The organism is Pseudomonas sp. NA-150 (genome assembly GCF_044336365.1).
Taxonomy (GTDB): domain Bacteria; phylum Pseudomonadota; class Gammaproteobacteria; order Pseudomonadales; family Pseudomonadaceae; genus Aquipseudomonas.
In genome coordinates, this window is sequence record NZ_CP172305.1 from 1,865,055 (window position 1) to 1,877,071 (window position 12,017).

10 protein-coding genes are annotated in these 12,017 nt (G+C 59.8%); 7 read left to right on the plus strand and 3 right to left on the minus strand.

Features of this window, described 5'->3' with window-relative positions:
- Window positions 1-21: 21 nt before the first annotated feature.
- Together pssA and ACF0H7_RS08905 are read right to left on the minus strand one after the other, a co-directional pair.
- Window positions 22-1,365, minus strand: coding sequence for a CDP-diacylglycerol--serine O-phosphatidyltransferase (gene pssA, locus ACF0H7_RS08900; protein WP_397452397.1), 1,344 nt, complete (start codon window positions 1,363-1,365; stop codon window positions 22-24).
- Between the two features lie 36 nt (window positions 1,366-1,401).
- Window positions 1,402-2,310, minus strand: a complete 909-nt coding sequence (locus ACF0H7_RS08905; protein WP_397452398.1) for a LysR family transcriptional regulator — start codon at window positions 2,308-2,310, stop codon at window positions 1,402-1,404.
- 120 nt (window positions 2,311-2,430) lie between these two features.
- Here ACF0H7_RS08905 and ACF0H7_RS08910 point away from each other — a divergent pair, with 120 nt between their 5' ends.
- The 4 genes from ACF0H7_RS08910 (at window position 2,431) to ACF0H7_RS08925 (ending at window position 7,564) form a co-directional block, all read left to right on the plus strand.
- Complete coding sequence (locus ACF0H7_RS08910) at window positions 2,431-3,510, plus strand: extracellular solute-binding protein (RefSeq protein WP_397452399.1); 1,080 nt, start codon at window positions 2,431-2,433, stop codon at window positions 3,508-3,510.
- Between the two features lie 26 nt (window positions 3,511-3,536).
- Window positions 3,537-4,496 carry an agmatinase gene (gene speB / locus ACF0H7_RS08915; protein ID WP_397452400.1) on the plus strand — a complete coding sequence of 320 codons (960 nt, stop codon included), beginning with the start codon at window positions 3,537-3,539 and terminating at the stop codon, window positions 4,494-4,496.
- Between the two features lie 311 nt (window positions 4,497-4,807).
- Window positions 4,808-6,349, plus strand: coding sequence for a diguanylate cyclase (locus ACF0H7_RS08920; protein WP_397452401.1), 1,542 nt, complete (start codon window positions 4,808-4,810; stop codon window positions 6,347-6,349).
- Window positions 6,350-6,490: 141 nt separating this feature from the next.
- Window positions 6,491-7,564 (plus strand): diguanylate cyclase, encoded by a 1,074-nt coding sequence (locus ACF0H7_RS08925; RefSeq protein ID WP_397452402.1) that lies wholly within the window; start codon window positions 6,491-6,493, stop codon window positions 7,562-7,564.
- Window positions 7,565-7,567: 3 nt separating this feature from the next.
- Here ACF0H7_RS08925 and ACF0H7_RS08930 read toward each other — a convergent pair whose 3' ends face one another.
- The gene (locus tag ACF0H7_RS08930; protein ID WP_397453863.1) at window positions 7,568-8,665 is read right to left on the minus strand and encodes a glycerophosphodiester phosphodiesterase; all 1,098 of its coding nucleotides are present in this window, start codon (window positions 8,663-8,665) and stop codon (window positions 7,568-7,570) included.
- Window positions 8,666-8,907: 242 nt separating this feature from the next.
- Between ACF0H7_RS08930 and ACF0H7_RS08935 the strand changes: the two genes are divergently transcribed.
- The 3 genes from ACF0H7_RS08935 to ACF0H7_RS08945 all read left to right on the plus strand — a co-directional run bounded on the left by ACF0H7_RS08935 (window position 8,908) and on the right by ACF0H7_RS08945 (window position 11,972).
- Window positions 8,908-9,684, plus strand: coding sequence for an alpha/beta hydrolase (locus ACF0H7_RS08935; RefSeq protein ID WP_397452403.1), 777 nt, complete (start codon window positions 8,908-8,910; stop codon window positions 9,682-9,684).
- A gap of 320 nt (window positions 9,685-10,004) precedes the next feature.
- Window positions 10,005-11,024, plus strand: coding sequence for a PdxA family protein (locus tag ACF0H7_RS08940; RefSeq protein ID WP_397452404.1), 1,020 nt, complete (start codon window positions 10,005-10,007; stop codon window positions 11,022-11,024).
- 69 nt (window positions 11,025-11,093) lie between these two features.
- Window positions 11,094-11,972 (plus strand): alpha/beta fold hydrolase, encoded by an 879-nt coding sequence (locus ACF0H7_RS08945; RefSeq protein ID WP_397452405.1) that lies wholly within the window; start codon window positions 11,094-11,096, stop codon window positions 11,970-11,972.
- The last annotated feature ends 45 nt before the right edge of the window (window positions 11,973-12,017 follow it).

Consider the following 12,017-nt stretch of genomic DNA (forward strand, 5'->3'; position numbering starts at 1 on the left):
GCGGGTTGTCGTCCTTGGCGGTTAGAGAATGCGGTACAGCAAACGCTCGATGCGCACCCGGCTGACGCGGCGCAGGAACGTGCTCACGGCCAGTGGGTATTCACGCAGGGTGTCCAGTTCGTCGTATTTGCCGACACGCAGGGTGTTGCGCATCAATTTCGGTACCTCGGCGTCGCGCTGTGCGGTCCACTCGCCCTTGGGGTCGTCGATCAGCAGGGCGTTTTCCAGGTCGAGCTGGAAGGCGCGCGGGTTGAGGTTGTTGCCGGTGAGCAAGGTGTAGCGCTCGTCGGCCCACAGCCCCTTGAGGTGGAAGGTGTTGTCGCCGTCCTTCCACAAATGCAGGTTCAACTGGTGTTTGTGGATTGCCAACTGATGCTTGCGGGCGAAGCGGCGCAGGCTGATTTCATACAGGTATGGCAGCGCGGAGATGACCTTGAACGGTTCATCCGGGGAGATGAAGAAGTCGTTGGCGGTCTTGTCGCCAATGATGATATCGATCTTCACGCCACGCTTGAGCGCACGGTTGATCTCGCGGATCACCACCACCGGCAGGTTGAAGTACGGCGTGCACAGGGTCAGTTGGGTCTGACTGGCGGCAATCAGCTCGCAGATGGTGCGGTTCAGCGGGTTCTTGTTACCGACGCCCAACAGCGGAATCACCCGCAATCCGCTGGTGTCTTCAGTGCCGGCGGTGGTGTCGTAGGCGGTGCGCTTGAGCTGATGACGGAACTGGCGAATTTCGCCACGCAGGCTGCGCGAGGTCGGCGGCGAGGGCAGGTCCAGGCGATGTACGGCCTTGGACGGCAATACATCGTCCTGCACCAACTTCTGCATCGAGTCCGCCAGTGCCTTGCTTTGCAGTAGCTGATAACGGTCGAGGCGGTACTTGTCGAATTGGTGCAGGTAGACGTTGTTGATGCTGGCGCCGGTATAAATCACGCAATCGTCGATCACGCTGCCCTTGAGGTGCAGCACGCCGAACAGCTCGCGGGTTTGCACCGGCACCCCGTAAATCGGCACTTCCACGTCATGCTTGAGGTTTTCAGCCTGATACCACGCCGAGTTGCCCGCCTGCTTGCCGGCACCGATCAACCCACGCTGGGCACGGAACCAGTCCACCAACACCACGACATCCAGCTCTGGCCTTGCGGTTTTGGCCGCGTACAGCGCGTCGAGAATTTCCTGTCCGGCTTCGTCCTGCTGCAGGTACAGCGCCACCACGTAGATGCGCTGCGTCGCGGCGGCAATCTTCTGCAACAGGCAACGGCGGTAGTCGGCGGCACTCGGCAACATCGTCAGGGCGTCGACTGCCAGAGGGAAGCCGCGCAGGGCAGGAAGGGTGGAGCGACGGAAAGTGGAGCGCATAAGCCTCTCGAAGCATTGATCAAACAGCTCGGGAGCTTACACCAGAGTGACCGCAAACGCTGTCAACAGATCCTCAACGAACGCCTGTTGTACATCGCTGGAGTGTCGACCGCGATGCTGCACCAGATAGAACTGCACGTCGAAATCCAGCACCTCGGGCAGCAGCGGACGCAACAGGTTGCTGCTGATCCACGGCGCGGCGATGTGTTCCGGCAGGTAGCCGATGTGCGCACCGGAGAGGATAAACGCCAGGCTGGCGTCCACATGTTCGGCGCGCACGCTGCTCACGGGCGAGCGAAACGGCTCCTGCACATGGCCGATGCGGTAGGGGTGTAGCACCTGATCGCAGCGGGCGAGGTCGTCCAGGGTCGGTGACGGATGCTCGAACAGCGTATGCCCCGCCGCGCAATACAGGCGCTGGCGTTCGTGAAACAGCGGCAGGTAATCCAGCGCCGGCTGATTGCCGGAGAAGAAATAGCCGACGGCCACGTGCAATTGGTCCTGCAACAGACGGCGTTCCAGCTCGGGCGGCGCGGCGCTGAGCATTTCCATCTGCACCGCCTGTTTACGCTGGCGAAAACGCCCCACGGCCTGACCGACACTTTGCAGCACCGGGTTGTTGAGAGATTCCGACAAGCCAATGTGCAGTTCACCCAACAACACGCCGGCCATGCCCTGTGCTTCGCCCTTGAAGCTTTCGATGGCGGCAAACAGCTTGCGCGTGGCCTTTAATACCTCTTCGCCCTTGGGCGTCAGGCGAAAGCCGCCTTTGCCGCGCTCGCACAGCACAAAGCCGAGCCGGGTCTCCAGTTTGGCCATCTGGGTGCTGATGGTCGATTGAGTGATGCCCAACACGCCCTGCGCAGCACTGAAACCGGCGCATTCCACTACACAGACGAAAATCCGCAGCAGTTGTAGGTCGATGTCGTGTAATTGACCGAGCATGTGCACACTCCAAACATTTATTGCGGTGAATGCCAAAGTTCAACACTTTATATTTTCTGAACGCCAGACAACAAGCAGGATGCAGGCAACCGGATGACCGTGTTCCCCATGAGGCTGACCATGAAACTGTTGACTGTGGCTGTGCTGATGAGCTTTGTACTGCCCCTGCACGCCGAAGAGCGAGTGTTGAACCTGTACAGTTGGCCGGATTATGTCGGCGAAAAAACCATTAAAGCGTTTGAGGCCGAGACCGGGATACGGGTCAATTACGACACCTTCGACAGCAACGACGTGCTGGAAAGCAAGTTACTCACCGGGCGTGCCGGCTACGACCTGGTGTTTCCGAGCACGGCCATGGCCGGTCGGGTGATTTCGGCCAAAGCCTTGCAGGTGTCGGGCTTGCAGCAGATGAAAGGCGTCGGCAACCTCGATCAAGGGATTCTGAGCAAGGTCGCAGCGGCAGACCCAGGCAATCAGTACGTGGTGCCTTATACCTGGGGCACCATCGGCCTGGCGGTCAATCGGCAGGCGGTGGAGAAGCGCATCCCCAACGCGCCGCTGGACAGCCTCGACCTGCTGTTCAAACCGGAATACGCCAGCAAACTCAAGGATTGCGGGATCTCGGTGATCGATACGCCGCAGGAAGTGATCAGCATCGCGCTGAACTATTTGGGTAAATCGCCTTACAGCAGCGATCCGGCGGACTTGAAAGAGGTCCAGGCGTTGCTGGCGAAACTGCAACCGAGCCTGCACACCATCGGCCTTGGTACCCAGAGCACCGATCTGGCCAACGGCGACATCTGCCTGGCGCTGACCTACAACGGCGACGCCAACACCGCCCGCGCCCAAGCCGAAGCCGCGCACAAAACCTTTGACATCGCCTATCACATTCCTCGCGAGGGCACGCTGATGTGGGTCGACACCATGGCGATCCCGGCGGACGCGCCGCACCCGGCCGAAGCCAAGGCCTTCGTCGAATTCATGCTGCGCCCCAGCTCCATGGCCGAGCTGACCAACAGCCTGTACTTCGCCAACGCCAACCAGGCCTCGACCGCGATGTTGAACAAGGACATCGTCGAAGATCCGAGCATTTATCCGCCAGAAGCCGTGCGCGCGCACTTGTTCGGTGAGCAAAGTTTGCCGGCCAAGGTGATGCGCGAGCGCATGCGCGCCTGGACCACCTTTCGTACCCGTCAGTAACCCTCTTAATTCTGGAAGTTATCGTCATGGATCATGCGATCAACAATGATCAAGCCTTCACCCGTCCCGACCTGTATGGCACAGCGGCAGAACCGACCTACGCTGGCGTCACCAGTTTCATGCGTCGCCGTTACAGCCGTGATTTAGAAGGCGTGGATCTGGTCGTCAGCGGGATTCCGTTCGACACCGCCACCACCAACCGTCCCGGCAGCCGGTTCGGGCCGCGGGCGATCAGGGCCGCGTCGGTACAAATGGCCTGGGCCCGGCACTTCCCCTGGGCGTTCGACCCTTTCGATCATCTGGCAGTGATCGACTACGGCGACTGCGCCTTTGACCACGGCACCCCGCAGCAAACCCCGGAGCTGATCGAGGCGCATGCCGAGCGGATTCTTGAAGCGGGCTGCGCGATGCTGACCCTGGGCGGCGATCACTTCATCAGTTACCCGCTGCTCAAGGCCCATGCGAAGAAACACGGCAAGCTGTCGTTGATTCACTTCGATGCGCACAGCGACACCTGGCCGGACGAAGAGCAGAAACGCATCGACCACGGCACCATGTTTTACCACGCGGCCAAGGAGGGGCTGGTGGACCCGACGCGCTCGGTGCAGGTGGGGTTGCGCACCACCAACGACGACGTGATGGGCTTTCAAGTGCTGGATGCGCGTTGCGTACATCGGCACAGTCCGGAACAGATCGCCGAGATGATTCGGGCACGGGTCGGTGATCACCCGGTGTACCTGACCTTCGACATCGACTGCCTCGACCCGGCATTCGCGCCAGGCACCGGGACGCCGGTGTGTGGCGGGCTGAGCAGCCATCAGGCACTGGAGATTTTACGGGCGTTGCGCGGCATCAACCTGGTGGGCATGGACGTGGTGGAAGTCGCCCCGCCTTATGACAACGCCGAAGTCACCGCCCTGGCCGGCGCGACCCTGGCGATGGAGATGGTCTGCCTGTATGCGGCGCGGCATAAGGTGGATGTGTAGGCGCGGGCTTGCCCGCGATAGCTGTATGCCTGCAACCCCGCGTCGACAATGTGTAGGAGCGAACGTGTTCGCGAGGTAGTGATCCAGATACACCGCATCATCCCCCTCGCCAACAAGTTGGCTCCTACAGATTTAGCGTCGCGCTGCAGCCCTCAAGTTTCACCCCCCTCAACCGATACCCGGTATTCACATTCGAATACCGCGGATCGGCAATCGAACGATAGTCCCCAAGCTGTGGTCAATGGGACAGCCAAGTGCTATGCCTTATAGGATGGCGTACGCTTGAAACGTCGAAAACAAGGGTGAAGTTGTTGAATTCCCAACATGACGACAGTAAGGGCGAGTTGCCGGGTCCTGCCAAGCGCGCTTCCGTGCTGTGGCTAGCCATTATTGCGATCGTGTTGGTATGCGGGTCCATCGTGATCTTCAACGTTTGGCAATTGGCACACGCCAAGGAACACGAGCTGGCGCAGGCCGAGATCGCCACCACCAACCTTGCGAAATCTCTGGCCCAGCAAGCGGAAGATACCTTTGACGAGGCCGATATCATTCTGCTGGACCTGGTCGAACGCCTGCAAAACGACGGTCATGCCCCCGGGCAGGTCGAGCGGCTGCAGAAAGTCCTGGCGCAGCATGTGCTGGAAACCCACCAGTTGCAGGGCGTGTTCTATTACGACCGCAATGGCGACTGGGTCGTCACCTCGTTCGGCATCAAGCCCGACAACGCCAACAACGCCGACCGCGAATACTTCAAGTACCACCAACAGAACGTCAACCTCGGCCCGCATATTGGCAAAGCCGTGCGCAGTCGCACCACCAACGACTGGATTATCCCGATTTCACGCCGGGTCAACGACAAGAACGGCGACTTTGACGGCGTGGTCCTGGCCACGCTGAACATGAAGTACTTTGACCGCTTCTTCGACAGCTTCAGCATGGACCACAAGGGTGCGATCTTTCTCGCGATGACCGACGGTACCGTTCTCGCACGCAAACCGTTCAGCGATGGCTTCATCGGCAAGTCGATAGCCCAGGGGCAGGTGTTCTCCGAATACTTGTCCAAATCCACCTCTGGCACGGCGATGGTCAATTCGGTCCTCGATCGCGTCAATCGGCTCTACAGCTACCGGCAACTGGAGAAATACCCGCTGGTGGTCGCGGCGGCGATCTCGGAAGAGTCGCTGCTCGAGGAGTGGCAAAAGAACGCTTACAAATCGGTAGTGATCATCATCATTGCCGTGTTGGCCAATATTCTGTTTGGCGTGTTGCTGGTGCAGCAGATCCGTTTCGGTCTCAAGGCCGAGGCGAAGATGCGCATCGCCCAGGCGTCACTGGAGAAGCTGGCGCTGCAGGACAGCATGACCGGCCTGTCGAACCGGCGGCATTTCGAACGGGTGCTGAACATCGAGTTCCGCCGCAGCGGCCGCAAGAAGATGCCGTTAAGCCTGATCATGCTCGACATCGACTTCTTCAAAAGCTTCAACGACGACTACGGCCACTATGCCGGCGACCATTGCATCGTAGCCGTCGCGGACACGCTGCGCGCCTGCCTGCACCGTGCCGGCGATCTGGCTGTGCGCTACGGCGGTGAGGAGATGGCGGTGTTCTTGCCGGAAAACGACTCGGCCGGCGCTTACGCCCTGGCCGAGAAGATCCGCTTGTCGATCCTCGCCCGACACATCCCTCACGCCGCCAACCCCACCGGCATCGTGACGGTCAGCCTGGGCTGTTATTCCTGCGTGCCTGGTGAGCAGAACACCATTGAGTCGTTGATCCAGCGCGCTGACGCGGCGCTGTATTCGGCAAAACACGCCGGGAGGAATCGCAGCATTATTTTTCAGACGGATGCGTGATTGTGTTTAAGCTATTCATTTGAGTTGATGGCGACGACCGTTCGGCAGGTTGGCAAAGGGCAAGATGATGGCTACTGGCCGTTGCTCTGATATGCTGCAGGCCCGAATGCAACGGAGGCAGGGCAGAGGAGCCAAGATTCGATGCTAGCACCTGGAGGAAAAGGACCTTCCCTCACCAAGCGATTGTTCACGTCGCGTGCGCTGGGTTCTGTGCTGGGTTTCATCTGCATCGCCGGCGCTATTTATCCGCTGCACAAACCGCTGTGGGTGTGGGCGTTGATGGTGTTCAACGGCTTCGTCTGGCCGCTCACGGCCTATTACTGGGCGCGTTTTTCCCAGGTACCTTTCCGCACCGAACAACGTAACCTGCTGCTCGACTCCTTCTTCGGCGGCTTTTGGGTGGGGGCGATCCAGTTCAATCTGCTGCCCAGCCTCACCAGCATCTCCATGATGTCGATGAACAACATGGCCATCGGCGGCCCGCGTTTTCTGCTGACCGGCTTGTTGGCCCAGGCGTCGGGCGCGGTGTTTTCGATGCTGATCTTCAGCCCGGGTTTCAGCCCCGAAAGCACACTGATGCAGATTTACGCCTGTGTGCCACTGCTGGCGATCTATCCGGCAATGATTGGCTGGATCGCCTATCAACAGACGCATCTGTTGCGTGGACACCGTCGCGAACTGCTGGCCCTCAGCCAGACCGACAGTTTGTCTGGCTTGCTCAACCATGGGGCGTGGAAGGATTACCTGAACATCGAGTTTCAGCGCTGCAAGCTGTCCAGCCAGCACGGCACCATTGCCTTGATCGACATCGACTATTTCAAAGTCATCAACGACACCTATGGCCATGTGGTGGGCGACAACGTGTTGCGTCAGTTGAGCCGAGTGCTCAGCGAAAATCTGCGGGACGTGGACCTGCCAGGGCGCTATGGCGGTGATGAGTTCTGCGTGATTCTGCCGAATACGCCACTGGCGACGGCGGCGGACATCATGGACCGGCTGCGCGATACCTTTAGCGCCATCCGCTACGAGCGTGAGCCGATGATGAACGTCAGCCTCAGCATCGGCCTGGCGGCCTATCACCCTTCACATGCGGACGCGATCAGTTGGTTGAACGACGCCGACAAGGCGCTGTACGGCGCCAAGAGCACCGGGCGTAACCGGGTCAGTTGCCTGGTGGAGGGCGAGTTCCAGCAGGTGGTGCGTGACCCGGCTTGAGGCTCAGTAACCGTTACGACGCAGCAGAACATCGATGCTGTCGTGGGATGGACGCCCGTAGAACTTCAGCAGATTCGCAGCACGGTTGGTGAAAAAGCCGTCGGCGCCACGTTTGCTGAGCTCTTTGTAGTCCACGTCGTCATCGACAGTGTAGGGATGAATCAGCAAGCCGCGGTCATGGGCCATCTGGGTCATCCACGGTTTGACCATGTCCATGTAGCTCTGATCGCCACCGTTCTTGTGCGCCGAAGCCGGGCCGATACCCTTGGCGCCGTGGGCTTTGGCCCAGTCCATCCACGCCTGGAATTCCGCCTTGGATTTCACTTCCTGCCCAGCGTAGTAAGTGGCTTCGTCCTTGATTCCCGAGTCCTTGAAGCTAACGGTGGAGGCGGCTTCCATGTAGCCATCGCCCACCCACAGCAACAGCACTTTCGGCACCTGCGGCATGCTCTTCTGGAGTAATTCGAGGCTAGGTTTCTCGAAGGTCTGCAGGATGATGCGCCCTGGCGTGTGGGCAACGTTCACCTTGCCCTTGGCGGCGGCGGGGCGTTGAGCGAGCCAGCCGCGTTTTTCCAGGAGCTTCTGCAAATCGGCTTCAACCCCGGGAAATTGCGCGGGCACCTTGGTTTCGACGTACAGCCCCGGTTTGTTCTCCCCGGCGTCGGCCACGTCCATCACTTCCTCCAGCGAGAGGATTTTCAAGCCGACGTAACTGTTGCGGGCGCGATCCGGGTGGGCGGCGTTGAACCACGAGCCGGCGTCCAGTTGTTTGAGCTCCGCCAGAGTGAAGGTGTTGATCGGGTCCTTGATGCGGTCGGGGAATACCTGCGCGATGTTGGTGGTGCGCCCGAGGGTGTTGTCGTGCAGGGCAATCAGCACGCCGTCTTTGGTGCGCTGGATGTCCATCTCCAGATAGTCCGCGCCCAGGTCTCGCGCCAGGGCATAGGCCGGGATGGTCTCTTCCGGCGCGTCGTATGAAGCGCCCCGGTGGGCAATCACTGCGGGCCATGGCACGCCGATTTTGGCTGCCAACGCCTTGCCCGGATGATCGCTGGCCAGGGTCGGTTGACTGACGGCCAGGGCACTGGCCAGCAACGTCATCAAGCCAATGGTTTTCGCCATTCCATTCAACATCGTGTGTGTTCCTTTTTGTCAGAGAGACCCTTGATAGCAAAACCACGTGACGAATTTATTCGCGCCGCCGCAACCCAGTGAGTGAAGACCATGCGCCTCTCGACAGAAAATTATTTATCGGTGTTCGGGAATAAACCGGCTGGCCATGCGTCTGGCTAATGAACCCGCAAGGGAACCCCCACCTTCGATCGACTACCGAGATGAACCTTATGAAGTTTCCCAAAGCGCGAGTCCTGTTCACCGCCACTTCTTTGGCCCTGTTGGCAATGAGCGGCATCAGCCAGGCCGAGGCGGCACCGGTTCATAACATCGTCCTGGTACACGGTGCATTCGTCACAGGCGCAGGCTGGAAGCCGGTCTACGATATTCTGGTCAAGGATGGTTATCACGTATCGATCGCCGAGCACCCGTTGACCTCCTTCAGCGACGACGTCACGGCGGTCAAGCGGATCATTGCGATGCAGGACGGCCCGACCATTCTGGTAGGCCACAGCTACGGTGGCGCGATCATCACCGAAGCGGGCAATGAGCCGGCCGTGAGCGGTCTGGTGTACATCGCGGCCCACGCACTGGACAAGGGTGAGACCGAAGTTGGCAACGGCAAGCTGTACCCGAACGCGACCAAGGCCGTGAAGAAAACCGCCGATGGTTTCCTGTACCTGGACCCGGCGTTCTACCCGGCGGACTTCGCTGCCGATCTGCCCAAGGCTCAAGCTGAATTCGAGGCCAACTCGCAGGCGCTGACGGCCGCTTCGGTGTTCTCGGTGCCGGCAGAAAATCCAGCGTGGAAAACCAAGCCGAGCTGGTATGCAGTGGCCAAGTCGGACCGCATCATCAACCCTGACCTGGAACGCATGTACGCCGCGCGCGCCCACAGCCACACCATCGAAATCGACGGTGCCAGCCACTCGGTTTACGAGTCGCACCCGAAAGAAGTCGCGGCATTGATCGAACAGGCGGCCAATCACGCTCTGGATGGCAAGTGATTAACCTCGCTTAACCTACGGTACGCCGCCTCACGGGCGGCTCTACCACGCCAATCTCCCCGCAAAATCGGCTACTCCGGCCTCACTTCAAACCACAGTCTGTGAACCGCCTCCCCACGCTTTCCGCCTTGAAGGCCATACCCATGCGCCTAGGATGGGCTTCAGATATCCCCTGTAGGAGCTGCCGAAGGCTGCGATTGACCGGGAACCGGTCATGGTCTTGGATTTTTTTCGCAGCCTTAGGCAGCGCTTGCAGGCATGTGGTGTCCTCGGGTCTAGATGCTCTAAAAAAAATAATGTGATCAGTCAGGAGAAAACCGATGAAGCCGTTGATTGGACTGATGCTGGGCGATGTAACCGGGATTGGTCCGGAGTTGGTGGTCAAGTTGTTATCCACCCCCGAAGCGCGTGAACGGGCGAGAATATTGATCGTCGGCGATGAACGTGTGCTGGAATTGGGCATGCGCGATGCGGGCATACAGATTCCTTATCGCAAGATCGGTCGTCTGGCCGACGCCGACTACGAGCAGGACGCGGTGCAACTGCTGGACCTGCACAACGTCGACCCGGCGCTGTATGAGCGCGGACTAGTAAATGCCGAGTCTGGTCGTCTGACCGGCGAAACCCTGAAAGTCATGACCGATCTGGCGCTGGCCGGCGAACTGGACGGCATCTGCTTCGCCCCGCTGAACAAAGCCGGCCTGCATCGCGGCGGCTGGAACTACCACGACGAACACCAGATGTTCGCCGCCTGGACCGAGCATGTCGGTTACTTCGGCGAAGTGAACATCATTCCGCAGTTTTCCACCTTCCGCGTGACCTCCCACGTGGCGCTGCGCAAAGCGGTGGACATGGTGCAACCGGATCGCATCGAAGGTGCCTTGCAACTGGCCCATGACACCCTGCGTGCACTGGGCAACATGGCGCCGCGCATCGGTGTCGCGGCCCTCAATCCCCATGGCGGCGAGAACGGTCTGTTCGGCGACGAAGAGATCACCATCATTCGCCCGACCCTGGAAAAACTGCGCCTCAAGGGCCTGGCCTGCGAAGGCCCATTCCCTTCCGACACCGTATTCATCAAAGCGCGCAACGGTGATTTCGACGCGGTGGTGATCATGTACCACGACCAGGGCCAGATCGCGACCAAGCTGCTGGGCTTCTCCTCCGGCGTGACCCTGACCGGTGGCCTCAAAACCGTGTACGCGACCCCGGCCCACGGTGTGGCCTACGACATCGTCGGCAAAGGCATCGCGGATGTCGGCGCCATGGCTGCGGCCTTCCGCGTCGCCACCGACAACGCCGCCGCGCGCAAGCCCAAACGCCAGGCGGTGGCCAGCTGATTCCGTTTTTCGCTGCAGATCTCAACGTTAGAACGGCCCAGCTCAAGAATAAAAAACGAGGCGAGTGATATGTTCGAGAATTTCAAGAAATCCGTCGTTAAAACCAGCGATGCCGAGATCGTTACAGTGGTCGGCGGTGAGGGGCCGCCGTTACTGCTGATGCACGGCAACCCCTTTAATCACCTGTCGTGGCACAAGATTGCACCGCGTCTGGCGCAAGAATTTACCGTGGTCTGCACCGATTTGCGCGGCTATGGCGACAGCTCGAAACCAGCCGGTGGTGGTGATCACTCGGACTACTCCTTCCGGTCGATGGCGCAGGATCAGGTCGAGGTCATGCAGTCCCTCGGCTTCGAGCGCTTCAACGCCGCCGGCCATGATCGTGGTGCTCGGGTGTTGCACCGCATGTGCCTGGACCATGGCGACACGGTGCTCAAGGCCGGTTTCGTCGACATGCTGCCGCAGCATCACTTGCTGAATAACGTGACCCGGCAGTGGGCCAAGTTTTCCTGGCACTGGTTCTTTATGACCCAGGACGCGCCGACCCCTGAACGGATGATGGACGCCGATCCCGAGTTCTTCATCCTGCGCAAACTGTCGAAGACCGATCAGGGCACCAAATTCTTCGGGCCTGAAGCACTGGCCGACTACATCCGCTGCATCAAGAATCCGGCCACCACCCATGCCATGTGCGAGGACTATCGCGCCACGTTCGGCATCGACCTGGACATGGACACCGCCGACTTCGACGCCGGCCGCCGTATCGATAACCCGGCGTTGATTCTGTGGGGCGAAAAGGGCGGTGTAGGGCGCAACCACAACGCCGCTGAGGTCTGGAGTCGCTACGCCAGCAACATCCAGCAGACCGCAACGGTGCCGTCGGGGCATTACTTGCAGGAAGAATGCCCGGACGAAACCTACGAGGTATTGCGCGGGTTCTTCAAATAGGACGCTTCACCTAAGTAACACGCATCAACCAAGCAGTTGATACAA

What these genes read in the sequence shown, in the direction of transcription:
- ACF0H7_RS08935 (WP_397452403.1), top strand. Translation starts at nt 8,908, where the DNA reads ATGAAGTTTCCCAAAGCGCGAGTCCTGTTCACCGCCACTTCTTTGGCC.
- ACF0H7_RS08905 (WP_397452398.1), bottom strand. Translation starts at nt 2,310, where the DNA reads ATGCTCGGTCAATTACACGACATCGACCTACAACTGCTGCGGATTTTC.
- ACF0H7_RS08945 (WP_397452405.1), top strand. Translation starts at nt 11,094, where the DNA reads ATGTTCGAGAATTTCAAGAAATCCGTCGTTAAAACCAGCGATGCCGAG.
- speB (WP_397452400.1), top strand. Translation starts at nt 3,537, where the DNA reads ATGGATCATGCGATCAACAATGATCAAGCCTTCACCCGTCCCGACCTG.
- ACF0H7_RS08910 (WP_397452399.1), top strand. Translation starts at nt 2,431, where the DNA reads ATGAAACTGTTGACTGTGGCTGTGCTGATGAGCTTTGTACTGCCCCTG.
- ACF0H7_RS08940 (WP_397452404.1), top strand. Translation starts at nt 10,005, where the DNA reads ATGAAGCCGTTGATTGGACTGATGCTGGGCGATGTAACCGGGATTGGT.
- ACF0H7_RS08930 (WP_397453863.1), bottom strand. Translation starts at nt 8,665, where the DNA reads ATGACGTTGCTGGCCAGTGCCCTGGCCGTCAGTCAACCGACCCTGGCC.
- pssA (WP_397452397.1), bottom strand. Translation starts at nt 1,365, where the DNA reads ATGCGCTCCACTTTCCGTCGCTCCACCCTTCCTGCCCTGCGCGGCTTC.
- ACF0H7_RS08925 (WP_397452402.1), top strand. Translation starts at nt 6,491, where the DNA reads ATGCTAGCACCTGGAGGAAAAGGACCTTCCCTCACCAAGCGATTGTTC.